21 protein-coding genes and 3 pseudogenes are annotated in these 26160 nt (G+C 61.6%); 14 read left to right on the top strand and 10 right to left on the bottom strand.

The genetic code is table 11. From position 1 onward, the window contains the following. Nucleotides 1-91 precede the first annotated feature (91 nt). The 6 genes and pseudogenes from V3B30_RS01710 (at nucleotide 92) to V3B30_RS01685 (ending at nucleotide 4266) form a co-directional block, all read left to right on the top strand. A complete protein-coding gene (locus tag V3B30_RS01710; protein ID WP_239496571.1) occupies nucleotides 92-397 on the top strand; it encodes a hypothetical protein in 306 nt (101 codons plus the stop codon). Next, nucleotides 340-2073: a hypothetical protein gene (locus V3B30_RS01705; protein ID WP_159054960.1), complete on the top strand. Its 1734-nt coding sequence runs from the start codon at nucleotides 340-342 to the stop codon at nucleotides 2071-2073. Before V3B30_RS01710 ends, V3B30_RS01705 begins: the two co-directional genes overlap by 58 nt. 262 nt (nucleotides 2074-2335) lie before the next feature. Next, nucleotides 2336-3139: pseudogene (locus V3B30_RS01700) on the top strand (site-specific integrase); the annotation flags it as partial. Continuing rightward, nucleotides 3084-3260: pseudogene (locus tag V3B30_RS01695) on the top strand (Tn3 family transposase); the annotation flags it as partial. The pseudogenes V3B30_RS01700 and V3B30_RS01695, both read left to right, overlap by 56 nt. A gap of 34 nt (nucleotides 3261-3294) precedes the next feature. After that, nucleotides 3295-3627, top strand: coding sequence for a hypothetical protein (locus V3B30_RS01690; RefSeq protein WP_199849295.1), 333 nt, complete (start codon nucleotides 3295-3297; stop codon nucleotides 3625-3627). 6 nt (nucleotides 3628-3633) lie between these two features. Next, nucleotides 3634-4266, top strand: coding sequence for a hypothetical protein (locus V3B30_RS01685; RefSeq protein ID WP_107379595.1), 633 nt, complete (start codon nucleotides 3634-3636; stop codon nucleotides 4264-4266). Nucleotides 4267-4329: 63 nt separating this feature from the next. On the opposite strand, the gene V3B30_RS01680 is transcribed toward V3B30_RS01685, so the two are convergent. After that, a complete protein-coding gene (locus V3B30_RS01680; RefSeq protein ID WP_107379596.1) occupies nucleotides 4330-5145 on the bottom strand; it encodes an alcohol dehydrogenase catalytic domain-containing protein in 816 nt (271 codons plus the stop codon). A 540-nt stretch (nucleotides 5146-5685) separates the two neighbouring features. Here V3B30_RS01680 and V3B30_RS01675 point away from each other — a divergent pair. The 3 genes from V3B30_RS01675 (at nucleotide 5686) to V3B30_RS01665 (ending at nucleotide 8092) form a co-directional block, all read left to right on the top strand. Beyond that, entirely contained in the window at nucleotides 5686-5958 is a 273-nt protein-coding gene (locus tag V3B30_RS01675) for a hypothetical protein (RefSeq protein WP_199849296.1), read from the top strand. Nucleotides 5959-5962: 4 nt separating this feature from the next. Next, nucleotides 5963-6958, top strand: coding sequence for a multidrug effflux MFS transporter (locus V3B30_RS01670; RefSeq protein WP_199849297.1), 996 nt, complete (start codon nucleotides 5963-5965; stop codon nucleotides 6956-6958). A 78-nt stretch (nucleotides 6959-7036) separates the two neighbouring features. Then, nucleotides 7037-8092 carry an alpha/beta hydrolase gene (locus tag V3B30_RS01665; RefSeq protein WP_107379597.1) on the top strand — a complete coding sequence of 352 codons (1056 nt, stop codon included), beginning with the start codon at nucleotides 7037-7039 and terminating at the stop codon, nucleotides 8090-8092. Between the two features lie 618 nt (nucleotides 8093-8710). Here the strand turns inward: V3B30_RS01665 and V3B30_RS01660 are convergent. From V3B30_RS01660 to paoA, 6 genes and pseudogenes are all read right to left on the bottom strand, one after another. Beyond that, nucleotides 8711-9169: a cyclin-dependent kinase inhibitor 3 family protein gene (locus V3B30_RS01660; protein WP_239496572.1), complete on the bottom strand. Its 459-nt coding sequence runs from the start codon at nucleotides 9167-9169 to the stop codon at nucleotides 8711-8713. A gap of 1579 nt (nucleotides 9170-10748) precedes the next feature. Then, nucleotides 10749-11354 (bottom strand): NTP transferase domain-containing protein, encoded by a 606-nt coding sequence (locus V3B30_RS01655; protein WP_107379599.1) that lies wholly within the window; start codon nucleotides 11352-11354, stop codon nucleotides 10749-10751. Continuing rightward, nucleotides 11354-12292: an XdhC family protein gene (locus V3B30_RS01650; RefSeq protein WP_107379600.1), complete on the bottom strand. Its 939-nt coding sequence runs from the start codon at nucleotides 12290-12292 to the stop codon at nucleotides 11354-11356. Before V3B30_RS01650 ends, V3B30_RS01655 begins: the two co-directional genes overlap by 1 nt. Before the next feature lie 236 nt (nucleotides 12293-12528). After that, nucleotides 12529-14726, bottom strand: a pseudogene (paoC, locus tag V3B30_RS01645) (aldehyde oxidoreductase molybdenum-binding subunit PaoC). Nucleotides 14727-14736: 10 nt separating this feature from the next. Further along, nucleotides 14737-15684 carry a xanthine dehydrogenase family protein subunit M gene (locus V3B30_RS01640; protein WP_107379601.1) on the bottom strand — a complete coding sequence of 316 codons (948 nt, stop codon included), beginning with the start codon at nucleotides 15682-15684 and terminating at the stop codon, nucleotides 14737-14739. Continuing rightward, nucleotides 15681-16295 (bottom strand): aldehyde dehydrogenase iron-sulfur subunit PaoA, encoded by a 615-nt coding sequence (gene paoA / locus V3B30_RS01635; protein ID WP_234368037.1) that lies wholly within the window; start codon nucleotides 16293-16295, stop codon nucleotides 15681-15683. The genes V3B30_RS01640 and paoA overlap by 4 nt, the downstream gene beginning before the upstream one ends. A gap of 443 nt (nucleotides 16296-16738) precedes the next feature. On the opposite strand from paoA, the gene V3B30_RS01630 reads away from it, so the two are divergent. Beyond that, nucleotides 16739-17110 (top strand): nuclear transport factor 2 family protein, encoded by a 372-nt coding sequence (locus V3B30_RS01630; protein ID WP_107379603.1) that lies wholly within the window; start codon nucleotides 16739-16741, stop codon nucleotides 17108-17110. A 207-nt stretch (nucleotides 17111-17317) separates the two neighbouring features. Here V3B30_RS01630 and V3B30_RS01625 read toward each other — a convergent pair whose 3' ends face one another. Both V3B30_RS01625 and V3B30_RS01620 read right to left on the bottom strand, forming a co-directional pair. Further along, complete coding sequence (locus V3B30_RS01625) at nucleotides 17318-17749, bottom strand: NIF family HAD-type phosphatase (protein ID WP_107379604.1); 432 nt, start codon at nucleotides 17747-17749, stop codon at nucleotides 17318-17320. Nucleotides 17750-17898: 149 nt separating this feature from the next. Beyond that, entirely contained in the window at nucleotides 17899-18039 is a 141-nt protein-coding gene (locus V3B30_RS01620; protein WP_159054961.1) for a hypothetical protein, read from the bottom strand. Nucleotides 18040-18134: 95 nt separating this feature from the next. On the opposite strand from V3B30_RS01620, the gene V3B30_RS01615 reads away from it, so the two are divergent. Beyond that, the gene (locus V3B30_RS01615) at nucleotides 18135-18380 is read left to right on the top strand and encodes a helix-turn-helix transcriptional regulator (protein WP_107379606.1); all 246 of its coding nucleotides are present in this window, start codon (nucleotides 18135-18137) and stop codon (nucleotides 18378-18380) included. Between the two features lie 221 nt (nucleotides 18381-18601). On the opposite strand, the gene V3B30_RS01610 is transcribed toward V3B30_RS01615, so the two are convergent. Further along, a complete protein-coding gene (locus V3B30_RS01610; protein ID WP_329809623.1) occupies nucleotides 18602-19543 on the bottom strand; it encodes a DNA-binding protein in 942 nt (313 codons plus the stop codon). A 104-nt stretch (nucleotides 19544-19647) separates the two neighbouring features. Here V3B30_RS01610 and V3B30_RS01605 point away from each other — a divergent pair, with 104 nt between their 5' ends. The 3 genes from V3B30_RS01605 to V3B30_RS01595 all read left to right on the top strand — a co-directional run bounded on the left by V3B30_RS01605 (nucleotide 19648) and on the right by V3B30_RS01595 (nucleotide 25939). Beyond that, nucleotides 19648-20724, top strand: a complete 1077-nt coding sequence (locus tag V3B30_RS01605) for a site-specific integrase (RefSeq protein WP_107432011.1) — start codon at nucleotides 19648-19650, stop codon at nucleotides 20722-20724. 96 nt (nucleotides 20725-20820) lie between these two features. Further along, the gene (locus V3B30_RS01600) at nucleotides 20821-22785 is read left to right on the top strand and encodes an AAA family ATPase (protein WP_107432010.1); all 1965 of its coding nucleotides are present in this window, start codon (nucleotides 20821-20823) and stop codon (nucleotides 22783-22785) included. A 2446-nt stretch (nucleotides 22786-25231) separates the two neighbouring features. Further along, complete coding sequence (locus V3B30_RS01595; protein ID WP_329809620.1) at nucleotides 25232-25939, top strand: hypothetical protein; 708 nt, start codon at nucleotides 25232-25234, stop codon at nucleotides 25937-25939. Nucleotides 25940-26160: the final 221 nt, after the last annotated feature.

The following is a 26160-nucleotide window of genomic DNA, read 5'->3' as shown; positions in this document are numbered from 1 at the left end:
ACTAAGATATTCTTAGCTTTGAGGCAACCGGCGACACCGGTAGCGCCGTCACCGCCAGGAGCCACGCCGCTCCCTCATCCCCGGAAACCGAATGCCCGGAACCTCGTCAATGACGCCATCTGGGGGCGCCAGCATCGAGGAGTTGGGCCTTCGTGGCACCCTTTTCCTGGCCGCACTGTTGGCCGCGCAGCTACGACGCATACCGGTGGCGCCCACACGCCGCTCTACCTTGCTGGTGCTGGACGCGCTGCGAGACTTGGCCTTGATCCAAGTTCCCTGGCCAGCGGATCGATGGCAGATCCGACCCGATGCTGAGGTCACGCCCATCGAAGATCTGCAATGGGCTTTCGCCTGCCTGCCGGTGCTGCCGATCTGCAAGCACGACGTCAGCGGCTGAGCCAGCGGTTAGAACCGCTGGCCAAGCGCCGCTCGCATCCTACCGATGCGGCCATGGCACACACCCATCTTCTGCGCTTGGGCTTCCTAGCCGATCCGCACGATCCGCAACGGCAAGCCGAGATCGTCAAGGGGTTCAATACGTTGCTGCGTGAAGTCGAGAGGCTGCCCGATTACCCGGTGGAGTCGCTGTGCGAGACGATTTCCGTGTTTGCCCAACTCCCGTTCACGGTTGAGGGGATCGATGCCATCGCCGATCGTGCTGGCGAGTTGGTGGGCCAGCGCCTCGGCGCGCACGCTCAAGCGCGCCAGCTATTGGACCGCGCAACACACAAGGTAGAGAAGAAGGCGCCGGAGGAGGCCTTGCGCTTGCTGGGGCGTGCTATTGGGCTGCTGCAGCGACAGCACTCCCGTGAGCTTTACCTAGAAGGAGCCTGGATCGCCTCCCAAGCGTATTGCGAGGTGGGTTTGTTCTGGGCAGCCCGCGCGCACTTGCTGCTGGGCCTGAGCCGTTCGTTGCGCAGCGTGATCGAGGATGCGGAGATCTCTTTCGACTCGCTCAACTTCGCATTGCGGTTAGCCTGGGTGGAGTTGGCGGCCGGTCGCTTGCCGCTGCTGCTGGAAGCCTTGGCGTACGCCGATGTCATGGCCAGTGCACTGGACTTGTCCGACCACGCCAAGACGGCTTACTTCGACGAACGGCAAGCCATCGAAGCTCGCTTGGCCTGGGCAATCGCACAAGCCACACCTGAGCACGCGCGCGCTATCTCAATCGCACCGCCTATCCTGGCCGAACGTCAACTGGACTTGGCCGAGCAGGTCACCTTGGCGTTGCTTGGTCACCCGCAACAAGCCTTGAAGGACATGACCGATGGGACCGACTTGGCCGCGATCCAGGCGATGGATTGGAAAGCCGACGCAGGTCGCATCGAGTGGGAGGCAGGCCTCGCCCAGACGCTGCGCACACGCATCGTCGGGTGCGAAGTGATCGCTGAAGGTGTCACCACGTACGAATCGCATGCATTGGTGATGGCGATTTTCGCAGCCCTGGAAGGATTTGCTGCCACGGCCTTTGCTGATCGTCTGGCCCCAAGCAATGATCGCCTGCTGGTCAAGGTGGATGACTCCCAACATTCACGCTCGCTATCTGTGTCCCTGGACGAGGACGAATGCGGTGATCTAGTCCTGAGACTGGGCTTTGCCCGCGGGACGCTGTCGTCCTATGCAACTACAAAGGAGTTTCAGAAAAAGGCAGTCGAAGCGGTGGCGTACATCATCGTGCATGTTTGCACACCGGTTGGCCGCACCGACATGAAGCGCATGTTCTCCCAGGACGCCGTGCACGAGCGCGCCTTCAACCTGCTGCAGGCCGTGGCCTTGGACGACAGCTCTCTCCGCTCACCGGGTCTGGCCGCGCTCTGCCCGACGGATTGCGCGCCGGTGGAACTGCTAGATGGCGGCCGCTTCAAGGCGGCGGCGGATGCGGCGAGCGAGAAAGGCATGTGGGAGGTACCGATGCAGACCGACGCGCCTCCGGCTTACCTGCTGCAGTTCAACCATCGGCAAACGCGCATGGTGGGGGTGATCAACAGTCCTCTCGGCGCTGCGTCATTTCGAGATCGAATGGGGCGGCCACCTGCCCGCCACACCCGACAGCGTCGCCCGCTACCTGGCTGAGCAGGCGCCCTTGCTGGCCATCAACACCCTCAAGCAGCGTCTGGCGGCGCTGGCGCATTGGCACGGCGAACACGGCTTCGTGGATCCGACGCGTGCCCCCCTGGTACGCAAGGTCCTCAAGGGGATTCAGACCCTGCACCCACGTGTGGAGAAGCAGGCTACGCCCCTGCAGTTGAGCCAACTGACCCAGGTAGCCGACTGGCTGGATGCGTCCATTCTGGCCAGTCAGGGCCGCAGCGACCAGGCTGGCGCCTTGAGGGCCATGCGTGACCGGGCTCTGGTGCTGCTGGGCTTCTGGCGGGGATTTCGCGGCGATGAGCTGATCCGCCTGCGGATCGAGCACCTGACCATCGTGCCCAACGAAGGCATGATCTGTTTCCTGCCCCGCAGCAAGGGCGATCGGCAATCCCAGGGCAACACCTACAAGGTCCCCGCCCTATCGCGCTTGTGCCCGGTCACTGCCACTTCGCAATGGCTGCAGGCCTGCGCCATCACCTCCGGTCCCGTGTTTCATGGCGTCGACCAATGGGGACATCTCGGCGAGAAAGCGCTGCACCCCAACAGTCTGATCCCGCTGCTACGCGATCTGTTCACCTGCGCCGGACTGGAGGCGGTGGCGGGCTACAGCAGCCATTCGTTGCGACGTGGGTTTGCCGGATGGGCCAACGACAATGGCTGGGATGTGAAGGCCTTGATGGAATACGTGGGATGGCGTGATGTCCACTCTGCCATGCGTTACATCCAGGGTCGTGACCCGTTTGCACGGCACAAAATGGAGGCTGGCCTGCAAAGCCCCCCAGGCACTACCGTGGCGTTGCCTGGTCCGGCGGCCGAACCACCGCCGCAGATCACCCTCGTACTGCGTCTGCTGCTGACCCCGTTCACGCCCAAGGGACGCGGCGTTGCCAAGGCCCGAGCCCGGATGGAAGCCATGACGTTGGCACCTTACCGGGCGCACCGCCTGGACATGGACGGCACCCAGTACCAGCTGACCGCATCACCCGCCGACCCGCACCTTGGCAGTCCTCCAGGCCGAAGGCGTAGAATTGAATCCGGAAGTGTTAGGGGGCCTGTCCCCTTACCGGACCAGTCATATCAACCGGTTTGGCGACTACACCCTGGACCTTGAGCGAGAGGTGGCACCGCTTGAGTTTACCGAGATTATGATCGAACCAACGCTCAAATAGACTCTGACAACATTGAAGCGATTACAGGTGACGTATGCCGAAGAATGAGAGAACCGGGGCGAAAGTGGCCAGCAAGGCGTCCAAGACCCTGCGAAACAGTGCTGCGTCGAAGACCACCAAGTCTCTTGCCGGCAGTGCGCTGTCTCAATCGCGCACCAAGAACAAGTCTTCCGAACGCGCAGCATCACTGGCATCCAAGACGCTGACCAGCAAAGGCAGCTCCAAGAGTGCGAAAAGCTTAGCCGGCAGCGTGCTGACCCAGCGTTCGGCAAGTGCGTTTCCGGTCAAGTCCTTCGCCATCATCGGCAGCACGCTGTCGAAGTCAGAGCGTAGCGCTGCGGTCCGGAAAGTGGCCAAGAAGAAGTAGCCGACCATGGCAAGGACTAAGGCAGCAATCAACCCTGACTACGTCTTCATCAATTGCCCTTTCACGACAGACTATCGCGCCCTGTTTGATTGCATGGTCTTCACTATCCTGGCATGTGGCTTCCAACCGCGCTCCGCGCTAGAGGCGGCTGATGGCGGGGATGTCAGGATGGATAAGATTGTGCGTCTTATCAAAGAGTCGACCTACAGCATTCATGACTTGTCGGCGGTGGCGCTTGACGACACAAACAACCTACCCCGATTCAATATGCCGTTTGAGCTTGGGATGGTAATTGGTTGCAAGAAGATCGCTGGTCGCGCCTATGCCTCACGCTCGGTGCTTATCCTCGAACAGACAAAGTACACGAGTCAGAAATGTCTTTCGGATATCGCGGGCCAGGATCTGAAGGCCCATGGCGGCCAGCCGCAAACGCTGTGCCGAATCGTTCGCTCGTGGCTGGTGGCCGAGTCAGGCAGGTCGAAGATTCCTGGGCAAACGGCAATATTCAACGCCTATACAAGATTCTCCGCAGAGCTTCCCGACATCTGTGGCGCCGCAGATCTGGAGTACGAGGAACTGATTTATCCGGACCTCGTGGGCTTGGCCCAGCAGTGGCTGCAAGAACAGGCCAAAGCTTGAGGGCGTTCGCACTAGAGATGCGATTTACTGGGATCGAAGTGCGCAAGAATCCAATCGAATCAGCTAGTTGAGCGCAACTAGGCTGTTTTTCTCACGAATCCCTGCCGACCCTCGGACGTGCCTGCCGCGCTTACGCAGCGAATGGAAGGACTGATGGAAGGTGAAGGCGCGGCCCAGCGCGTCAATGGAGATATGCGTCCCACCCTGCGTTGCCTGTTTCACGGCCTCACCGACCTGAAGCGGCGTCAGACCAGTAGCATTGATTGTGAACTGGGCTCCCTCTTCCTTTGCCTTTTGAAGCTTGCGGTCATCGACATCTACGGCGACCACCAACGCGTCACTCGCACTGGCGATCTGCACTGCAGACAGTCCAACACCACCACAGCCATGAACTGCCACCCACTCGCCCGGTCGCGCCCTGCCCTGCGCCTGAACAGCGCGATGCGCCGTCATGTATCGACATCCCAAGGCCGCAGCAGAAACCGTGGATACCTCGTCAGGAAGCTTGATGCAGTTGAGATCAGCAGAGGTCACCGTAACGTATTCTGCCCAGCCACCATCGCGCATAACCCCTGCTACAACCCCGTTGTCGCACAGGTTCTGGAGACCTGCGCGGCAGTGCGGGCAGGTGCCGTCGGATTCATGAAAGGGAGCGGTCACACGGTCGCCGACCTTTACACTGCGCACCTGGTTCCCTACCTCAACCACAACGCCACCGATTTCATGTCCGGTGTTCGCGGGCAGTCGCAGATTGAGGCCGAGCCATGTCATGTCCTGGTTCCAGAAGTGCCAGTCGCTACGGCAAATGCCGCTTGCCTCAATCTTGATGATGGCCCCGTCTGGACGGGGACGCTCGATCGGCATCTCGATGACGTTCACGCCCCCCCCGGAAGGCGGTCATTTGCGCAATCCGCTTACGGCTTGTGCCGGCAGTAGCCTGCGAAGTGTGTGCGCCGCTTCCCAAGCCGTTATGGTTCCTAGGCGTTGCTTGAGCCAGCACGGCGGCTGCGGGCGCGGCGAGGAGGCCGGCCCCTACCATTTTTAGGGTCTGCCGGCGTCCGGCCTGGGTTGTTTCTGTCGCAGTCTCTGATGGGTTGTCGCTGGAGTTGTGCATTGTTGGCCATCCATTTAGGGCGATTGACGTATCAGGCGCTCAAGGCGCGCGACACCACGCTCCGAGCGTATCCATTCGGCCGCACCCATTACATGCCGTCATTGCGAATAGGCTGCTGAGTCAGACCGATGAATCACCGCGCCGCCCCCCTCGTGCAACCGGGGGCGATTCAGTGACGGCGCCTATTTATCAGGATGGCTCAGTAGTGAGTCCTTGCCTGCGGGCTTAATCCCGTGACGACAGCCTCTTAGGATCATCTAAGCCGCATAACGTCGGCTCCCCCTTCTACGGACGATCCATATTCGATGTCGCACGAAGATTCCTGCCAGCGTGAACGCACATGCCTCGGCGATGGGCCGGAAGCGGGCCGCAGCACAACGGCCGTTGAGCAGGAGCTGAGGGTCCTCCTGATCCTTAGTGCATTGATGTCGTTTGCATCAATCTCAACAGATATTTACCTTCCCGCGCTCCCGAGTCTGGTGGATGCGCTGCACACTACCGCAGCTTCGATCGAACTGACGTTCTCCGGCTTTTTGATTGGATTCAGCCTAGGCCAACTGATATGGCCCTTTGAGTGACCGAGTGGGCCGTCGCCGCCCTACTGCTGTTGGTTTGGGTCTGTTCGTAGTGGGCTCCGCGGGATGTGCCATGTCTACTACTGTTGAGCAGTTGACGGCGTGGCGCGTACTTCAGGCGTTGGGAGCCTGCGTGGGGCCGGTTCTATCAAGGGCGATGGTTCGCGACCTCTATGGCCGCGAGCAGGCTGCCAAGAAGCTGTCCACCCTAATCTTGATCATGGGCATTGCGCCGCTCGCCGGACCATTGGTCGGCGGTCAGGTGCTGGCGCTTGGCTCCTGGCACGAAATTTTTTGGCTACTTGCGGGAATTGGGCTGGTCACGGGTGCTTCGCTGTTCTGGCTTCCGGAAAGCCTACCTCCCCACCGGCGAGCACGCGCGCCATTGGTGCACGCCCTGAAGGACTATTGGATCCTCATCCAAGACCCAAAACTAGTCGCGTATGCGATGTCTGGAGCATTCTTTTATAGCGGCGTGTATGCCTTTATCGTCGGGACGCCGTTTGCGTATATTGATTTCTACGGCGTGTCTGCCCAGGCCTATGGCTGGCTGTTCGGCATCAATATTGTAGGGATGATGGCCGCGAACATGGCTAATGCCCGGTTGCTGCCACGTTTTCACAGTGATCAGATTTTCCGCGTGGGCGTAACCATACTTCTCGCATCAGGCGGGGCAATCGTAATTACCGGTGTGACCGGGATTGGGGGGCTGGCCGGCTTGGTGATTCCAGTACTCGTATACGTATCGATGAATGGCCTGATCGTGGCCAACTCCGTCGCCTGCGCCCTGGCAGATCACCCTCAGCGCGCCGGAGCGACGTCCTCGCTCTTAGGGGCGCTTCACTACGGGAGTGGAATATTCAGCGCCGCCTTGGTGGGGTGGTTCTCCGATGGGACCCCCGCGGCCATGGCGATAATCATGGGCGCAGCGGCCGTGGGGAGCTCGGCGTCGCTTGTTGTCCTGCTCGCCCTAACGTGGATCCACCGTCGAGCCTGCCAATAACAGACACGTGTAGAGCGATGGGTCCTGAAATGTCCTCGCTTACCAATTTTCAACGTAAATCAATCCAGGATAAGTAACATGCCCAGCATTAAATTGAAGAGCGCCGCGCTTGCCGCGGTACTTGGTGCAACGACCATGAGCGTAGACGAAGCCGACTACCGCAAGAATCCCTTTACCCTGGCCTATGAAGGAGCCATCACGGATAATGCACCTGGAAAAGTGAACATGTATCCGGTCAGGTACGTGCTTAATGGCCTGGAAATTGCGGCAAATGTGTACACTCCCGTAGGTTATGGGCGCGACCGCAAGTATCCGACAATCGTTGTCGCGCATCCAAATGGAGGTGTAAAGGAACAAGTGGCTGGGCTCTACGCGCAGCGTCTTGCTGAGCAAGGGTACATTGCCATCACGGCCGATGCCGCATACCAAGGCGGTTCTTCCGGCTCTCCGCGCTATGTCGACAAGCCGAAGAATCGCGTTGAGGACATCCATGGCATGGCAGACTTCATCTCCAATTATGCCGGCGTGGACGCATCACGCTTGGGATTGCTGGGTATCTGTGGTGGCGGTGGCTACTCGCTGAAAGCTGCCGAGTCGGACAAGCGCTTCAAAGCCGTTGCCACGATCAGCATGTTCAATTCCGGCCGCGTTCGCCGGAATGGATTTATGGACTCGCAGATTCCTACCATTGGAAAGAGACTGCAGGAGGCTGCCCAGGCGCGAGCGACTGAGGCTGCAGGTGAGGAAGTCCCATATGCGAATGCCGTTGCACTGACCGACGAGCAGGTTGCCAGGTTGCCGTTTGAAATGTACCGGGAGGGGATCGTGTATTGCACCAAGACCCATGCGCACCCAAACTCTGAGGCTCGCTACACGCTTAGCAGCATGATGGACCTGATGACGTGGGATGCAACTGATCAATTGGAGCTTCTTGATCAGCCGCTTCTCATGATTGCAGGCAGCCGGGCCGACAGCCTCTACATGTCCGAGGAGGCGATTCAAAAGGCCACCGGCACCAAGGACAAAGAGCTTGTCCTCATCGACGGTGCCTCGCATATCCAAACGTACTGGGTGCCGGAGTATGTTGATCAGATCTCGGATCGCCTGAAGAGCTTCTTTGGGCGAACCCTCTGATTGAATAGCCGTGATCGAGATACGTTGGCTTTCCGGTGCTTCTCAGTGTCAGAACAGGAAGGCAAAAGAACTGGGTCAACGCAATCGAGCTCAGCAGGAGTCTTGAGCGAGATTCGACAGGCCTACGGGGATCGGGTCTTAGGACCGGGTCCTCCGTTCCAGGGCTGTGAAGGCGTTATGTGGATGGTCCATCGATCGATTCGATTGGCCAAACTCTGATCTGCACTCCATCGCAGCCAGCTATCTCCATGCCCCTTAAAGTGAGGCGTTAGTTCGTGCGACTTGGCGTTTCACGTCGCAAGTCACAGCAAACTTGAACGGCTGTTGGCTCCTGAGATTGGTTGGATTGCAGGAGGCCAGAAATCTTCCTGGCGTGGAAGACATGCACAAGAAGCTCGAGAGTTCAGGCCCGTGGCCCGAGCCTCTCTTAGCAGCAGTGCCCCAGAGTGGCTGCACGCAGGTCATGTTGTCGACTTTGGCGCGTCTCTTACCTGATCACAATGTGGTTCGTGGATGCACTGCATTATCATTCTGCAAGTGCTCTGTCGCCGCTAGAACCATTCGGCGCAACGTCAAGTTGGCTGCTCCCCTGCTCCCCTGCCCCCCGGCAGGCAAGCGTCAAGCTTCGCCCGGATGAAGGCTGCGCGCCCAGAGCTCTATGAATTCCTCTTGAGCTCTGGTCTCAACTGCGCCGGGCCTGGCGTGTCGCACCATGTGGATGGCATCCGACGCCTTCTTAGCCTCTCCAGACTGTAGCAAAAGCATGGCAGCCACCGTTCCAGCGCGTCCGAGTCCGCCCTTGCAGTGGACCACGACCTTTTGTCCACTTCGCATGTCGGCGACGAACTCTGTACTTAGTTGTAGCCAATCTTGGAGAAGCCTGTCATCTGGTGCTGCTCCATCAGTGATTGGCAATCCATACCATGAGATGCCCTTCGCCGCCGCTACCTCCGGTAAGCTCTCGATTCGAAGGTCTTTGAACTCCCAAGGTTCAAGCAGGGAGATCAGATGCTTAGCACCCCAGTGGCGAATCGCCAAGATGTCCGCTTCTAGGTCTCTCGCCCACGCTCCAGTCATGGATACTTCCTGGTACTTGCCGGGCGCAAATGTCACGCCAATGCCCCCTCCGCAGGCCCCGACGGGGAGTCCTGCAATCAGTAGCGGGTGGCTCAAACTGGTGCGCATCATATCGGCTCTCCCAACCTGCCTGAACGCGTTGCCTTGTGCTTTGGAGCGTTGCAGTCCATTAGCACCACAGCAAGGATATCGTAATTGCAGATATCGGAGAACCAGATGGAGTTGATGACGCTGCGTATCGGAAAGTCAGATAGACAGGCGGTGGGCAGGTTGATATCCTGACGGTTGGTATCGCGATTTGAGGGCTCTGTGGCCTATGTCGTTAGCCAACCGACCCTCATCCCGCCTTGGCCTGAACTGGACAATTTCGTTCGTTCAATAGGCCCCTTTCTTGCGTGCGCGTGGTGCGCGCTAGAACGCTCGAGAACCGCGAGTTCACCAATAGCTGCTGAAGGATTGGCCTCGCAGGCGCTTGACACGCTTGCGACACTGCGCGTGCTTCATCGGGTGCCAATCGAACGTTCTCGGCTTGCTGCAAGATCTCTGTATGAACCCCTAGCGTGGTCCTACAGGTCTCCGTGGTCTAGCAGTGACTTAAACCTCGAAGCGGCATTGACCAGATCACTGACCCAGTGGTCGGCCGAGTGCGCGCCCGATGTGAGGAGGAGTCTGGGTGTTTCAATCGCATCCACTGAAGCTCGAGCGTATTTGGCAAACCTTCTGCGGAAACATCGGCTGGAACCACAGCTTGGAGACAGGCTTCAGTCAGTTGGATCGCCTGAATGGCACGCACTCAGCTTAGGGCGAAAGCGCTACGTACTGTGGGCGAGCATGCGAAATTCTGCGTCGGAGTTCATACAAAGCGGTCTAGATGAAGATGCCGCGAGGCGAGCACTGGATCGCGAGATCAAACGCAGATGCATCTGGTTGGCTGGACGAGATCAAGCTGGAACCCTCGACCTGAAGGATTTTTGCTTCTTGCCAGGTCAAGGTTGGCGACGGCCGTTGATCCTGGATGTTGCGATGGAGACTTTCCTGCCGTTGGGCATGAGCTACTGGCTGGAAGCTAGCAGCAGCTGGAAGCTCTAGTGCTGGAGGAAATACTCCAATCCCGGGGGTGCGCCAAGTACCCAGGAATTTTGGCTAGTGGTGTGAGGAGCCGACTTGCTGTCGATGCGACGTATGGGGGGGCTTAGGCCACGATTGCCGTGGGTATAACACCCCATTCTGCATTGACGGATTTCCTGCGTAGCGTTGGATCTTGCTTGAGCCTGTTTGGCCTTGGAGACCTATCGTCCACGGTATGCAAGGGAGCCTTGGCGTCGTCGAGGATCAGCTTGCGGCTCTGCAGGCAGTGCCTGAGCCACTCCATGTACTCGGACACCACCGTGATCGTGCCGGTGAACGGCGCCGGTCGCTCGCTTCGGCGATATCGGCTGCTCCCCGGCAAGCAAGGGACACAAAGCAAGGCCGTGAGGAACCACTGCCCCAAGCAAATCGTACGCAGCGAGGTCCTCGGGATTAAGGCGATGTCTGCGCAAGGGCTACTGAACCTAGCTCATGAATGCGAGCGGTTCTTTCAGCCTCCACTGGCGCGCCGATCGCGCGCCGCGCGTCGCCTTCGCGCGCACAGCAGCCGCTCGGCGTGCACCAGGTCGTCCAGCGAATCGATGTCGCACGCGATGCCGGCATCGCTCAGCGGCAGGTCCAGCACCTCGCCGTGTTGTCTGCACGCGCGCACGATCGCCGCAGCGCCTACGTCGCCCGACAGGCCTACCAGCGACTCCAGGTATTCGCGTCGGAAGCCGACCGGGTGTCCTGGGCGCTGTCGATGGTGGGGGACGACGATGGCGTGGTCTTCCAGGGCGCGGGCGACCCGCTGCAGCGACGTCGCGCGAACCAGCGGCAAGTCGCCGGGCAGAACGAGCCACCCGAAGGCGCCGGCCGTCGCCCGGACGCCCATCGCGATCGAATCGCCCATGCCCGCGGTGCGTCCAGTCGGGCGCACTAGGTGCCAGTCGAGGCCCGAGGATTCGACCGCACGCAGGACGTGCCACAGCACGGGCTTGTCATCCAGCAGCGCATCGAGCTTGTGCGTCGTCGCGCCCGAGGCGAGGAATCGCTCGCCTCGCCCCGCGGCCAGGACGATTACGGTGAGTCCGGTGGCCGTGGCCGGCGCGGGCATCAAAACGCCTCTGTCTTGCCGGGGACGCCGTTTCGCGCCGCGGCCACGTCGGCTAGGACGGACAGCGCCAGCGAACCGGCGTCACGCGCCTTGGGGAAGATGCCGATCGGCGCCTTGATCCGGGCAATGTCCTGCGCGAGATAGCCAAGTCCGGCCAGCGTTCGGACGCGCACCTGGTGCGTCCGGTGGCTGCCGAGCGCACCGATGTAGAACGGCATGGCCGCCAAGGCGGCCTGCAGGATGGGCAGCTCGCGGTCAAGGTCATGGAAGAGCAGGACGACGGCGGTGTCCGCGTCGATCAGCGCAGACAGGGCGCCCGGTTCGGCGCCGTCACTGGCATGGACCTCGTAGCCGGCGGCCTGCGCCAGCCTGGCGGTCACCTCGGCTTCGGCGGAGCGGCCGAGGATCAGCACACGGGTGCAGGGCCGGTAGCCCACCTCGAAGCGCTGGCCCTTCCAGCCGGTGCCCACACCGTGAGCCAGGCTTTGCAGGGTCTGCTGCGCGGGATCGTAGCGCAGGCCTGCTGGCCTGCGCTGTTCCGCCGCCGCCAAGACCGCCCACAAGGGTTGCGCGCAGCGCAGCCTGTGCAGGCTCAGCGTGATGCCGCCGCCACAGGGCAGCACGATGTCGATGTACGGTGACCCCTGGCCGTAGCGCATTTGCCGGTCGCCGCCCAAGGCGATGACGTCGAGGGCCTCGAAGGCGACGGCGCGCTCGACGCAGCCACCCGAGACGAAGCCGCAGTACAGGCCATCCTCCCGCACGGCCATGTGCGCACCCAGCGGACGGGCTGCGCCGCCGCGGATCTCCACCAGGGTCACCAGGACCGTCGCCACGCCGCCAGCGAAGGCATCGGCGGCGAAGCGCAGCACGTCGAGGCTGTCGTCGGTCAGGAACGCTGGATGTGGCGTAGGCGCTGGCAGATCGTGGTTGGCCATCTCGGCCGGGGCTTGTTGTGGCACTTCATCACCGTTGGCACAGCGGACGCTCGGGGCATGACGGCATGCGCCATCGTGCAGGCCGGTTGCGGGTCGGCAATCGGCCGGCGAGAGCATCGGTGGAGGTTGGTACGCGAACCGCCGCGCACGTCGTCGGCGCGACCGCGGCGCACGCGCCAGCCACGCGCATTGCAGGGCCCCAGGTGTGGCGGAGGCTGCGCCCAGGGCCACGTCGCTCAAGCGAAGGTAGGCATCCGCTTGAGCAGCTTGTCCAGCGTCACGGGGTAATCGCGCACCCGCACGCCGGTGGCGTTGTAGACCGCATTGGCGATGGCCGCGCTGACGCCGCACAGGCCGAGTTCGCCCACGCCCTTGGCCTTCATCGGCGAAGATGCCGCATCGGCCTCTTCGAGGAAGATCACCTCCTGCTCCAGGATGTCGGCGTGGACCGGGACTTCATAGCCGGCCATGTCGTGGTTGACGAAGAAGCCCAGCCGCTTCTCCACGGCCAGTTCCTCCATCAGCGCCGCGCCCACGCCCATGGTCATCGCGCCGATGACTTGGCTGCGCGCGGTCTTCGGGTTGAGGATGCGGCCGGCAGCGCACACGGCCAGCATGCGCCGCACGCGTGGCTCTCCGGTCGCCATGTCCACGCCGACCTCGACGAAGTGCGCGGCGAAGGTCGATTGCTGGACCTTCTTGTCCAGATCCCCGAACTCGATCGAATCCTCGACGGTGATCGTGCCCGCACCGGCGGCCTGGGCCAGCGGCACGCTGCGGCCGCCGACGCGCACCTGCCCGTCGGCGAACTCCGCCTGCTTGGGGTCGAAGCCAAGCCGCTGGGCCACCGTTTCGCGCAGCTTGACGCAAGCCGCGTACACGCCTGCGGTGGAGCTGTTGGCCCCCCATTGGCCGCCCGAGCCGGCCGAGACCGGGAAGTCGGAATCGCCCAAGCGCACCACGACCTGCTCCATCGGCAGGCCCATCATCTCGGCGGCCGTCTGCGCGATGATCGTGTAGCTGCCAGTGCCGATGTCAGTCATGTCGGTGTCGACCGTTACGATGCCACGCGGGTCCAGATGCACGCGCGCGCCGGACTTCATCACCAAGTTGTTGTGAAAGCCCGCGGCCACGCCCATGCCGACCAGCCAGCGCCCGTCGCGCACCTGGGCCGGCCGGGGATTGCGCAGGTTCCAGCCGAAACGCTCGGCGCCGGTGCGCAGGCACTGGACCAGCTGGCGCTGCGAAAAGGGCCGGTCGGGATTCGACGGATCGACTGGGTGTCGTTGCGGATGCGAAACTCCACCGGGTCCAGGCCGAGCTTCTCGGCCATCTCGTCCATGGCCACTTCCAGCGCCATCAGGCCCGGCGCCTCGCCTGGCGCGCGCATCGCATTGCCCTCGGGCAGATCGAGAACTGCCAGGCGCAGCCCGGTCAGGCGGTTCGCGCCGGCATAGAGTAGATCGGTCTGCTGGACCGCGCTCTCCGGCTTGCCGCCGGGCAGGTTACCCGACCAGCTTTCATGGGCGATCGCGGTGATCTTGCCGTCCTTCTCAGCGCCGATCCGCAGGTGCTGGATGGTGGCTGGCCGGTGTGTGGTGTTGTTGGCGACGAACGGCCGCGGCAGCGCCAACTTGACCGGCCGCTTCGCGGCGCGGGCGCCGAGGGCCGCCAGGACGGCATCGCTGCGCAGGAACAGCTTGACGCCAAAGCCACCGCCGATATACGGCGAGACCACGCGCACGTTCTGCTTGGCGATGCCCAGCGTGGTCGCCAGCTCGCTGCGGCACCAGTCGATCATCTGGTTGGAGGTGCAGACGGTGAGTTTGTCGCCGTCCCAGGCGGCCGTCGAGGTATGCGGCTCCATCGGAATGTGCGACTGGTCGGGCGTCGTGTAGGTGGCGTCGAGCTGGACCGGCGCGGCGGCGAATGCCGCGGCGAAGTCGCCCAGCCGGTTATCGGGTGCGCGCTCCTGCGGGCCGGTGACGGTGGGCTTGGCCTTGGCCAGATCGTAGGCGCCGGGTTCGCGGCGATAACGCACGCGCACCAGCGCGGCGGCGGCGCGCGCCTGCTCGAAGGTCTCGGCGACGACCACCGCGATGGCCTGGTGGTAGTGCTGGATCTCCGGGCCGCCGAGCAGCTTGGCGGTGTTCATCGCCCCCTTGTCCAATCGGCCGGCGTTGTCGGCGGTGACGATGGCGAGCACGCCGGGCGCGCGCCGGGCGGTTCGCACGTCGATCGCGTCGATGCGGCCCTTGGCGATGGCCGAGCCGACCACGTAGCCGTATGCCGCGTTGGGCACCGCGTCGTGCCATTCGTAGGCGTAATGGGCGGTGCCGGTGGTCTTGAGCGGACCGTCGATGCGATCGTGGGCGCGGCCCACGACCTTGAGCTGGTCGATGGGGTTGTCGGTCGCGGGGGTGTCGAATTTCATGGGCATGGGCTCACCCCTTCGCCTGCGTCAGCACCGAGGCGAGCGTGCGCTGCGCCAGGATCAAATTGAACTCGTTCTCGTGGGTCGGGCGGGCGCCGGCAAACAGGCGCACGCTCGCCGCCTGCGCGCCGCGCGGCAGTTCGGCCTCCGCCGCCTCGACCCGCCAGGGCTTGTGGGCGACCCCGCCCAGGGCCACACGGCCGCTGCCATCGCGTTGCACGACGGCGGCCACCGACACCAGTGCGAAGGCATAGGACGCGCGGTCGCGCACCTTGCGATAGACGTGCGTGCCGCCCAGGGGGCGAGGAAGCGTGACCGCGGTGATCAGCTCGCCCTGCGCCAGCACGGTTTCCCGATGCGGCGTATCGCCCGGGGCGCGGTAGAACGCGATCGGCACCTTGCGCTCGGTGCCGTCCGGGCGAATCGTCTCCACGACGGCATCGAGCAGCCGCATCGCCACCGCCATATCGCTGGGATGGGTGGCGATGCAGGCCTCGCTGGCCCCGATGACCGCATGCTGGCGGCTGAAACCGCCGACCGCCGCGCAGCCGCTGCCGGGGTTTCGCTTGTTGCAAGGCTGGTTGGTATCGTAGAAGTAGGGACAGCGCGTGCGCTGGAGCAGGTTGCCGGCGGTCGTGGCCTGGTTGCGCAGCTGGCCGGAGGCGCCGGCGAGCAACGCCCGCGAGAGCACGCCGTAGTCCCGGCGGATGCGCGCATCGGCGGCCAGATCTGTGTTGCGCACCAGCGCGCCGATGCGCAGGCCGCCGTCCGCCATGGGCTCGATCTTGTCCAGCGCGAGGCCGTTGACGTCGATCAGGTGCGCCGGCGTCTCGATCTCCAGCTCCATTAGATCGAGCAGATTGGTGCCGCCGGCAATAAACCGGGCGTCGGGTGTGCGCCTGGCGCTGGCGGCGGCTTCGGCCGGGGTGCTTACGCGCTCATAGGTGAAGGGCTTCATGCGCGGCTCCCGGCGACTTCGGTGATCGCGGCAAGGATGTTGGCGTAGGCCCCGCAGCGACAGATGTTGCCGCTCATCCGTTCGCGCAGTTCCTCTGCCGTCACCAGGGGTTGTGCGACCAGGTCGGCGCTGACGTGGCTGGGAATGCCTTGCTCGATCTCCTTGAGCACTGCCACGGAGGAGCAAATCTGGCCCGGCGTGCAGTAGCCGCACTGATAGCCGTCGTGCTTGACGAACGCGGCCTGCATCGGATGCAGCTTGTCCGGCGTGCCGAGGCCTTCGATAGTGGTGACCTCGGCCCGCTGGTGCATGACCGCAAGCGTCAAACAGGAATTGAGGCGCCGGCCATCGACCATGACCGTACAGGCTCCGCATTGGCCGTGGTCGCACCCCTTCTTGGTGCCGGTGAGGTGCAGGTGCTTGCGCAGCGCGTCGAGCAAGGTGGTGCGGGTGTTCAGCTCCAGTTCCTGAGTAGCCCCGTTGACCTTCAGGGACAGGCGCGACATCTGCGGCGGTGGAATGGGAACCGGCCCGGTGGCCGCCAGGGCGACGGGCGCTGCCAAGGCCGCGGCCGACACCGCGCCGGCCTTCAACAGTTCGCGCCGGGACAGGCGCAGGTCAAAGGAGCCTCCGTCATCTGCAAACTCGGTCAAATGGTTGGCTGCCGTGCGCAGATGCCCTTGGTCGGCATCATCGCTTTGGTTGCTCATGCGAGGACTCCAGTTTGAAAATTTAAGAATTGGCTGCGCTGGACCTCTACCGCTGATGATGCGGTTCCAATACGTCTTTCTGATACTAGGCTGGGTTCTGGCTCACAGTAACTACCTCAGCCTGCAAGCTCTATTGAGCTGAACTCATAAATGACGCCAATCCAGCATTCGCAAACTGAATCCCTGCAGCGCAGCTATGGGCTGGCCCCTGGCTTATCGGTAGTCGGCGCTGGCCGTCAGCTCGCTCCAGGTGTTCAGTTCTTCGGTGAGGCTGCGCAGCTTTTCGCCCACCAGCTGCAGGCCGTCAGGCGGCACAGGGCGCGAGTCGCACCGGAGCACAAGCAATGGCCAATCAACAGGAAATCATCGACCTCTCCAGGCAGAAGTGGCTCTGGATGTCCCAGCGCAATCTCGACGAGTTGTCGAAGCTCTTCCATGACGAGGCGGTGTTCGTCCACATGGGCGCGACGTTCTCGAAGGCGCAGGAACTGGACGTCATAAAGAGCGGGTACATCCAGTACAAGCACGCGGAGATATTCGAGACGTCCGTGCGCTTCATCGGCGACACGGCCATCCTGCTGAACCGCATCCGCATGGACTCGATCGTCGACGGGAAGGAAGTCAGCAATCCTTTCCAGGTGACCGAGGTGTACGTCAAGAATGGCGGTGCCTGGACGCTGGGATCGCTCTCGTTCACCCGCTTGGTCACGCACTGATCGGCGTGGGCATTCGGTCGCGGCCCCCTGGACGCGGCCGGACTGCTCGGCCCACCTCGCTGGCGATCTGCGCGGATCGCGTCCGCACGTTCGCCGCGAAAGGTAGCCGGAAATGAAGCGCGCGCACCAGCGCAGCATAGAGGGGGGGGGCGGCGATGCTCACAGCATCTGACTCCGTTGGAGATTCCTACGCTGTGGACGATGTCCCTAGCACTCGTTCAGTCGGCTGCGGATTGCCTCCATGGCATCGTCTAATCCGGCATCATCCTCCAGGTAGGGAGAACAAAAGAGTTGCACTGGGATCCAGTAGTGCTCCTGTCCCGGATGGACGTAGGGGGCGTAATCGTCCAATAGCCATGCAGAGCCGATGGCCGGGGAGACGTTTGACAAATCCTTCGTCTGCCCAGCCCAGTCGATGTATGGCAAGTTGGCAAACCATCCGGGGACTGCTCCTTCGCGAGTCAAGAGATCGGCGATTTCACGGAATCTTGATTCTGGGACTGTGGTGAAGATGACCAGCGCCTCAAAGAGCGTTTTTGCCGACTCGAGAAATTCGTAGAGGCCCGGGCGCGGAATCTGGCTTACCGCGTTGGAGATCAGCGTTCCTTCTAAGTCCATGGCGAGGATGGTCGGTCGCATTGATTGAGGTCTCTGTTAGATGGATGGCGGCATAAGCATCGCTGCCAGCTTCAGCCGAGAGCGCATGAACCCTCGGCTGGGCTGGTGGCGTCAGATATCTTCGTACTCACGCGCTTGCTTGAGCTGGCTCTCAAGGAAATCAATGCGCTTCAGGTGATCGGCACCCAGGTAGGCTTTGCCCGCATTGTCCCGTTCGTGACCAGCTTCTTATCGACCAGTGCTGCGGCTGCCAGGATCAGAGTTGTCCTGGTTCCGGCCTTGGTGATGAAACGGTATTGACGCTTGCTCATGCGTTCCCCCTGTTGATGAGGGAGGCAGGATATCGGGTTTTTAGATATCGGAGAACTGGATATAGCTTCTTAGGCCGCTCAAGCAAGGCGCGGCCGTGTCGAAGTCCATCCATCGCAAAGAGTACGCTGCCCTAATTGAGGCTGTTCGCGAAGCGCGGCTAGCTGCCGGTCTAACCCAGGCTCAAGTGTCGAGCATGCTGGGCCGCAGCCAGTCGTTCATCAGTGACGTCGAGACAGGCAAGCGCAGGGTTGATGTGGTGGAGCTGAGAGATATCGCCCGCCTAACAGGCCTTTCGCTGCGCAAGCTGATCACTAACTTTGAGAAGCGAATCAAAGAATAGAGCCCTTTCGTGGCGTACCAGTAGGCTCATACCAGGTGCCGGCCGAACTCTGAACTGCGGGAAACAACCATACGAGTTCGCACCCCGCTGCTTTCTCATCTCTTCCTTCTTAGGAACAGTTCCTTGATCTCCTTAAGTGCGGCAACTGCAGTGGCAGATTGCCGAGCGAAATCGTCAAGTATCGGATGGGTGTATTAATGTAGTTGAGTGAATCCAATGCCTTATAGCGCGCTCTCTCTCTTTGGCGCGGTGCGGCGTTGCTTGCTTTGCTTGCTTGTCGGTGCCGTGTCCGCTCTCCTTAGTCGGAGCGCCTCCGTAACACGCCGGGTGGTTTCCTTCAGTGACGTCAGCTGCGCCTCCAGGCCATCAGCCCGCGCAGTCACGCCTTCCAAGCGGCGCAATGCCTGTTGCTCGCGGTTGGCGGTAACAATGGCTTGTTGTTCGCTCTCCCGCAATGATGTGGTCAAGGCTATGCGCTCCCGCCCCCACTCCTGCTCGGCTGACCGCAATGCCTGACGATGCCGGTCAACCTCCGTGTGGGCACGATCCTCCACTGCTATGACGTGCGCCTGGAGCGCCCTCCTCTCTCCTTCGTGAGCGGTCGTGGCCTCGCCCAGACTTCGGCGTACGGCATCCAGTTCTTGCTCGAGTCGCTCGGCCCGTCCATAGGCCCCATCGCGTTGGCGCAGCAGGTCCTGCACTTGTGCAGTCAGCTGGGAGACCTGTGCCGACAATTGCTCCGCGGTTGCGACGGCGGACTGAGTCTGGACCTGAGCCTCCCGTTCGCGCTTCTGGCTGGCCTCAATCGCCAGCGCCAAGGTCGCCCGCTCCCCCTCCAGCAGGCGCTCGCGTTCATCCAGTGCGTGTCGGGCCGAGTCGAGCTGGGTCTGAGCGAGCTCGCCGGCATCCTGCAGTGCGGCCTGCCACAAACGATGGCTCAGGTGCGCTAGCCGCTCTGGGATGCCCGGAACCGCCGCCTCAATGGCGCGTTGGCGCAGACGCAAGCCTACGGTCTGCCACCAGGTTTCTAGCCAGCGGGTGACGGTATTAGGCGAACCGGTGCCCAGGTGGGCGCGGATTCGCTCGACGGTGGGACGTTCGCCGGCGGCGATGATGTCGTCCGCTGCCTGGTGCACATCCAGTTCGCTGATGCCCTTGGCCATAGGGTGTCCTTCTGCGGAGCCGTGGGAATTGGTAGGCTAGGTCTGATAAGGAAGATTTATCAGATGTAGCTCAACCAAATCATAGTGAACAATACGTAGTACATATGAATACTATCATTTCTGCGTCTAGGGAACTGGTTTCGGGACTGGTTCCGGAGCGGCTGGCCACCTCCGCCGCAGAAGCTGTGCGGGACATCCTGCAGGAGGCCGAAGCGCCTAACACCATCCGCAGCTACGCCGGCGCCCTGCGCTATTGGGCGGGCTGGTTCGAAGGGCGGTATGGCAGGCCCATTGCTCTACCCGTCCCCCCGGCGGCAGTGGTTCAGTTCATCGTGGATCACATGGGGCGCTCAGGCGATGCGGGGCTTCGCTGGGATCTGCCTGCAGACCTGGATAGCGCCTTGGTGCATGCGGGCCTGAAGAAGAAGCCTGGGCCGCTGGCGTTCTCCAGTCTGGTCCACCGGGTGGCGGTCCTGTCGACGGCCCACAAGCAGGCCCGCCAAGACAACCCTTGCGAGGATCGAGCCGTCAGAACCCTGCTATCCAAGGGGCGCCGGGCTTCTCACAAGCGAGGCGAGCGTCCCGCCAAGAAAACCGCGTTGCTGGCCGCAGATCTACGTGCAATGGCGGCCACCTGCGACACATCCCTCAAGGGCAAGCGCGATCGCGCCCTGCTCTACTTTGCCTTTGCTAGCGGCGGGCGCCGCCGCAGCGAAGTCGCCGAGGCGATGGTGAATCACCTCACTCGACTGCCCGAAGGCGGCTATACCTATCACCTGGATCACGGCAAAACCCTGCAGTCCGGGCCAGTGGCCGGCAGCAGTCCTGACAAGCCCATCCTGGGCGAGGCAGCCGCCGCACTGCGGGACTGGTTGGACGTTGCTCAGATTACCGACGGTCCCCTGTTCCGGCGCGTCTGGCCGCGGTCACTGGGCGGCGCGCTCAGCGGCAAGGCAGTCGCGGCCATTGTTAAGGACCGGGCGCGGTTGGCCGGTTTGGACGGGGACTTTGCCGGCCACAGCCTGCGCTCGGGCTTTGTTACCGAAGGTGCGCGGCGTGGGGTGGCCCTGCCGGCGCTGATGGCGATGACCGATCACCGTTCCGTGGCCAGCGTGATCGGATACTTCCAGCAGGGCGGCGTCGGCAGCAACCCCGCCGCGCGCCTGATAGATGAGGACTGAGCCGCCGCCCAGCCAGCAGTCCGCGTTGAATGTGCCCCGCTCCGGCCCTATCCTGCGCGAGACGCGCACCATCCACGACAGGGATCAGGGGGCAGCATGAAGCTAGTCAAGGCACGGATCCGAAACTTCCGTTCTTCAGAGGATTCCGGAACGTTTGATGTCGGAGATCTGACCTGCTTGGTCGGCAAGAACGAGGCGGGCAAGACTGCAATTCTAACGGCGATGTTTGGCACCCATCCCATCGCCGACCAGTTTGCTTACGACACGGTGCGCGACTACCCCCGCCGCTTCCTCACGCGGTATGAGGAGCGCCACGACGGCGAATCCGCACCGGTTGCCACCCTAACCTGGGAGCTCAGCCAAGAAGACCAAAAGGCGGTCGCAGACGTCCTGGGTGCTGGCGCGTTAAGTAATGCGACCGTTGACGTAACGACAGATTACAGTGGCCACAGCACTTGGAGCATTCAAGTCGATCCCAACGTGGTGCGCGCTTTTCTGCTCGACCAGCACGGCGTGGCAGGCGAAGAGCGGCAGAAGTTTTCCACGGTATCGCTGGACCGACTCGTAGCCGAGATAGATGGGCACCCCGAGCTGTCTGACGAATTGCAGGCGGTCAAACGGTCCATCGGTGGCTTCCGCAAGGGAAAACCAGCGCTGGCGGCCATCGATATCCTGCAGAAAAGGATGCCGGCGTTCTTCTATACCTCTCACTTTGATCGCATGTCCGGGGAGATATCGCTGGACAAGCTGTCTCGTGACACCCAAAGCGGCGTGACGGTCTCCCCGGGTGACCAGATTTTCCTCGACTTCCTCGAGTACGCCGGGACGTCGGTCAGCGAATTGCAGTCCAGCACACGCCTGGAAGAGCTCAACGCACGTTGCCAAGCCGCCTCCAATGAAATTACCGATGAGATCTTTGAGTTTTGGAGCCAGAACGACGCGCTTAGTGTAGAGATAACGCTCGCCCAAGGCCTCTCCGAAGATCCCGCGCCCTTCAATGCCGGGACTGTAGCCAAAATTCGCATTCGAAATGACAATCACAAGGTTTCGGTGCCCCTGTCTGAGCGCAGCGCCGGATTCGTCTGGTTCTTCTCTTTCCTGTCGCAGTTCAAGCAAATGCGAAAGAAGAACCCCGGCGCGATCATCCTTCTGGATGAGCCTGGATTGACGCTACATGGAAAGGCGCAAGCTGATCTGCTCCGCTACATCATCGAACGTTTGCTCCCCGACCACCAGGTCATCTACAGCACCCACTCGCCCTTTATGGTGCCGGCCGATCGTCTTGCGGACGTTCGCGTCGTCGAGGACGTTGTCACCTACGATCAGCGTCGCCGCCCCACCGTGAAGGGCACACAGGTCTCCGCAGACGTCCTGAGCGTCGATCAGGACACGCTGTTCCCCCTCCAGGCCCATCTCGGTTACGAGGTTACCCAAAGCCTGTTTGTGGGAGCGCATACCCTGTTGGTCGAAGGTCCTTCGGATGTGCTCTATCTTCAGGCGGCATCGCACGCGCTCAAGCAGCGCAAGCGCCAAGGCTTGGACGGCCGGTGGGTGATCTGCCCGACAGGCGGTATAGACAAAGTGCAATCATTCGCCTCGCTCTTCTCTGGCAAGGGCATCCACATGGTCGCCTTGTGTGACTACGGCAATGGCGACAAAGGCAAAGTCCAGCGGCTGAGGGAGTCTCAGATCATGAAGGCTTCCGGCGTCTTGGTGGCCACGGATTTCACCGGAAAGTCGGAGAGCGACATCGAGGACTTCTTCGCACCTGCCGTCTTCGCCGACATCCTCAACGGTGCCTACGGCCTGAAGGGAAAAGGGCAAATTTCCGCCCGGCAATTCAGCCAAAACGGTGCACTGACGCGCCAAGTCAAACAGGCCGAAGCACTGTTTAACGTCATGGGGGCTTCCGTTCCGCCCCTGGATCATTTCACCCCTGCCAATTGGCTCATCCAGAATCAGCACGTGCTGGCCGAGGAAACTATGGCCATCAACGAAACGCTGGACCGCTTTGAGAAGGCTTTCGTTGAGATCAATTCGGCGCTAGGGGGCAGTACGTAGATGAACCCCCGGCAGAGCTCCGCGCTGGCAGCAGCTTCCTCTGCCTATGCGCACCCAACAGAGCGCGGGCATCGGCGGGCCCGCTCCCGTGGCAGGAAATCGTGCGCTACAAGTGCGCACCTTCCCTGCCATTCTGGTCATGCGATTCCTAGTGCGCAAAGCGCGATTCAGACGCGCCAAGTCCAGTCTGATCCGTTAATGCGGTAGGCGTTCGCCCCAGCTCAAGGGCCACGCTTCGCGACCTCTGACATGCTCTCGAGACAGTAGGTGCACCGGAACTGACAAGAGACCGCCCAAAGGCCATCTCCACACCTCCGCAGTTGAGGGGGGGGGTAATTTCTGACTATTGCCAGTTGAGCTAGCCGCTACCGGAAGCGTGACCAGCCAGCAAGCCGCCTCCTACCCATCCGCTTAGCCCGATAACGTCGTGCTATCGCGACAGACAGCGCGAGCAAGGTGCTGCTCATCCGAAACGTTCTTACGCCTCATGCCCCCTCACTCCTGATGAACGGAGGAACTACTCCCCTCTGCGGGGCAATTTCTCACAGCGTCAGTTGACCAACCCTGTGCGGATCCCGGCGTTGCTCCAGCCCTTAGGTCTGCAAGACCCTCACATCAGTGGGTCCGGCTAACGATTCAATCGCCAAGCCGCGTACCCGATGCCAAACCGTCTTGGGGACAATCCGCTGTCGACTACGACCGTCGAGGATCTCCTTGCCCCACGCCTTTAGTGCTGTGCGGGTGGCAACGAACCTTGCCGCTTCTACTGATGTGGCATCCGGTCTGAGCTTGTACCCGGGAGAGAGCCCGTGGAGGAGGTCATCGCCCAGGGAGCCGTCCAGCATCATTCGCAATCCTGAGGTGTCCCCAGGCTGCTGATCTCCAACCTCCCCCTCGTCTTCCAGCCGCGTCCGATGGACCAGGAAATCATCTGCGGTGGCCAGCATGTCCATCAGAGTTGGGTTGATGATCACGTCAGCTGAACTCGCCAAGGGAAATACGTGCCTATGAAAGAATGCGATGAGGGAGGATCGCATGAGGAATGGAACGCCAGACGAAACCGTCATGAGTAGGATTCCGTGAAGGTGGGCACCGACCTCTAGACACGTCTGCTGATCGCCGTTTTCGCGAGCGTCGCGTAGCACCCAGACTGCTGCGCAGAGCGCTTCAATGCCGTCGACGCAGGCAGCTAGTTCATCAAGGCAAAGGTCTTGGAGTGCCTTGGCCTTAAGGAACCCCCGACCGCTCGCGGCCCGGTTAAACAACGCATCGAAAACAGCGGGTGCTAGCTGCCTCAGTGCATCGTCATCTGCATGTAGGGGGCGGGAGCAGTTGAGCAATCGCCAGTAAGGTGCGTCAATCCAGTCTCTCGCGCCAGGAGTCAGCGGATCAAGCTGATTGAGTGTACGGACAGTTGGTCGATGTAAGCCGGCGGCATATCGCGACCATTTGTTCGTTGTATAGCCGTCCTTCCCTGGAATGTAAGTCGTGGGTTCCAAGCACTTCCCTACAGCGTAAGCGGTAAGCGGGCATCCGCTTTCGTTCGTGCCCACGCTCAGTCGAACGGCTTCAAACCAAGCTCCGGTCTCAAGCACACATATTTGCCTGTCTGCAAAGCGAACAGGGTCCCCAGCCTCCACACGGCTAAGAATCACGGCCGCGCGCTTGAGGTCATATGTTGCGTAACCCTTATCGGACATCAGGGCGTCTCCAATGAGTGGCCCAGTAGTACCAGAGTAAAGTTCGCGCTCAACTTTACTCTAACCCCTCCAGTCAAAGGTGGTCTACCGTTGTCTAGACGAACCTGCGTGGAGGTGGTCAGTGAGTGGCGCGCTATCAGCTAGCCGGTCGTTTTCCAAAGAGGATCTGGAAGAGATCCTGGCCCGGGACTTGCTTTATCGCTATGGCCCACTACTCGGTCAAGACGAGCTTTGGCGCGCCCTCGGTTACATGTCCTTGGACGGCCTGCGCCAGGCGCAGGCCCGAGGAACTGTTCCAGTCCACGTATTCAGCTTAGAGAGGCGGCGCGGTAAATTCGCACTGTCACGGGATGTGGCCCACTGGCTCGCCTCTCAGTTCCTGGCTCCTGACCAGGCAGTACCAACCTAAGGCTCCTTGAGAGCACGTCTGCGATCCATGGCCCGCCGCAGCCATGATCGAAACAGGTCAATGCGCCAACCTAACACGGGCGCCCCAAGAGCATGTTGTAGCGGCAGACGCCAGAAATGAAAACGCCCGGCGGCAACCGGGCGTGGAGTAGCTCTAGGGCATGCATTCCAAGCCCGAAACTACTCCCATTTCGCCCCTTCGTCCACCCCTTTCTTTCAGAAAGTTCGGGTGCGGGAAAGAGCTGACTGGAGTAGGAGAATGTCTACGAAATCGGAAGCATCTCATAAGGGTGCACCTGGGTCTGCAGAACCTGATTGCCGGCTAGATCGGGTGCGTCATGACTAGCCCCCGTTCTGACGCCACGCAGGCCCCGTCTCACCTCCCCTATTCACCGAGGAGCCTCTCGCCCAGGGAGCAGATCAGGCTTGATGCCTATCACTTCCTCTCGCCGAAGAACGGTGGCCGGACCATCGCCGTTGTCGAGCCCTGCCGACTGGCCTTGGCCTTGGAGCTAGAGTTTGACTTGTCGGTGGCGAGCTACGTGGAGCGTCCTCGCACTCTCGCCATCGAAGGCCGGGAGATCGAGCTTTGCTTCTGGCTGGCCAAGACGGATGGCGCGGAGAGCTTCATCGCGTTCCGACGGCAGACTAAGCCCACCACCTACGCAGAACGCGCGGAAAACGCGGCTTGCGCCAAGCTCATGGAAGCAGCGAAAGTCGCTGGAATCGCCCTGACCATCCGTAAGCCGCAGTCACTGCTCACGGCTCGGGTCGCCAATGCGACACGCCTTGAACTTCTACCGTATGTCCAGTCTGCGGCCGACCTCAAGGCCGTGGATGTGTTCATTGACGCTGTTTGCCTTCACATGAATGCCAACCCCTTGAGTTCGTTCTACGGCATTGAGACCAGTCTGAAGGGTACGTTCGACTGGCGGGACGTTCGGTGTGTTACATGCCTGCTAATCCATAGGGGCGTACTCAGCATCAATTTCAGTGAGCGCCTCACCACGAGAACACAGGTGCGCCTAGAGGTCGCAGACGTATGAGCATGCTCACTCTGAAGCAAATCTCATCATGGGATCTGATTGCTCCATCTCAGCTGTCGCCGAAAGCCTATCGAAGCTACACGGCCCGATGCGAAGCCCTTCAGGCCGTAGCCGCAGGCGCTTCTATCGCATGCGCAGCTAGGCGTCATGGGGTCAATCCTGGCACGTTAGGATCCACAATCAGAAACGCGTTGCAGATTGCCCCCGACGGTAGGCCTTGG

The organism is Stenotrophomonas sp. SMYL41, assembly GCF_036319965.1.
Taxonomy (GTDB): Bacteria; Pseudomonadota; Gammaproteobacteria; order Xanthomonadales; family Xanthomonadaceae; genus Stenotrophomonas; species Stenotrophomonas maltophilia_R.
Note: the sequence above shows the minus strand (reverse complement) of the source record. Positions and strands in the feature narration are given on the sequence as shown.

What these genes read in the sequence shown, in the direction of transcription:
- V3B30_RS01710 (WP_239496571.1), top strand. Translation starts at nt 92, where the DNA reads ATGCCCGGAACCTCGTCAATGACGCCATCTGGGGGCGCCAGCATCGAG.
- V3B30_RS01705 (WP_159054960.1), top strand. Translation starts at nt 340, where the DNA reads ATGGGCTTTCGCCTGCCTGCCGGTGCTGCCGATCTGCAAGCACGACGT.
- V3B30_RS01690 (WP_199849295.1), top strand. Translation starts at nt 3,295, where the DNA reads ATGCCGAAGAATGAGAGAACCGGGGCGAAAGTGGCCAGCAAGGCGTCC.
- V3B30_RS01685 (WP_107379595.1), top strand. Translation starts at nt 3,634, where the DNA reads ATGGCAAGGACTAAGGCAGCAATCAACCCTGACTACGTCTTCATCAAT.
- V3B30_RS01675 (WP_199849296.1), top strand. Translation starts at nt 5,686, where the DNA reads ATGTCGCACGAAGATTCCTGCCAGCGTGAACGCACATGCCTCGGCGAT.
- V3B30_RS01665 (WP_107379597.1), top strand. Translation starts at nt 7,037, where the DNA reads ATGCCCAGCATTAAATTGAAGAGCGCCGCGCTTGCCGCGGTACTTGGT.
- V3B30_RS01660 (WP_239496572.1), bottom strand. Translation starts at nt 9,169, where the DNA reads ATGACTGGAGCGTGGGCGAGAGACCTAGAAGCGGACATCTTGGCGATT.
- V3B30_RS01655 (WP_107379599.1), bottom strand. Translation starts at nt 11,354, where the DNA reads ATGCCCGCGCCGGCCACGGCCACCGGACTCACCGTAATCGTCCTGGCC.
- V3B30_RS01650 (WP_107379600.1), bottom strand. Translation starts at nt 12,292, where the DNA reads ATGGCCAACCACGATCTGCCAGCGCCTACGCCACATCCAGCGTTCCTG.
- V3B30_RS01640 (WP_107379601.1), bottom strand. Translation starts at nt 15,684, where the DNA reads ATGAAGCCCTTCACCTATGAGCGCGTAAGCACCCCGGCCGAAGCCGCC.
- V3B30_RS01630 (WP_107379603.1), top strand. Translation starts at nt 16,739, where the DNA reads ATGGCCAATCAACAGGAAATCATCGACCTCTCCAGGCAGAAGTGGCTC.
- V3B30_RS01625 (WP_107379604.1), bottom strand. Translation starts at nt 17,749, where the DNA reads ATGCGACCGACCATCCTCGCCATGGACTTAGAAGGAACGCTGATCTCC.
- V3B30_RS01620 (WP_159054961.1), bottom strand. Translation starts at nt 18,039, where the DNA reads ATGAGCAAGCGTCAATACCGTTTCATCACCAAGGCCGGAACCAGGACA.
- V3B30_RS01610 (WP_329809623.1), bottom strand. Translation starts at nt 19,543, where the DNA reads ATGGCCAAGGGCATCAGCGAACTGGATGTGCACCAGGCAGCGGACGAC.
- V3B30_RS01605 (WP_107432011.1), top strand. Translation starts at nt 19,648, where the DNA reads ATGAATACTATCATTTCTGCGTCTAGGGAACTGGTTTCGGGACTGGTT.
- V3B30_RS01600 (WP_107432010.1), top strand. Translation starts at nt 20,821, where the DNA reads ATGAAGCTAGTCAAGGCACGGATCCGAAACTTCCGTTCTTCAGAGGAT.
- V3B30_RS01595 (WP_329809620.1), top strand. Translation starts at nt 25,232, where the DNA reads ATGACTAGCCCCCGTTCTGACGCCACGCAGGCCCCGTCTCACCTCCCC.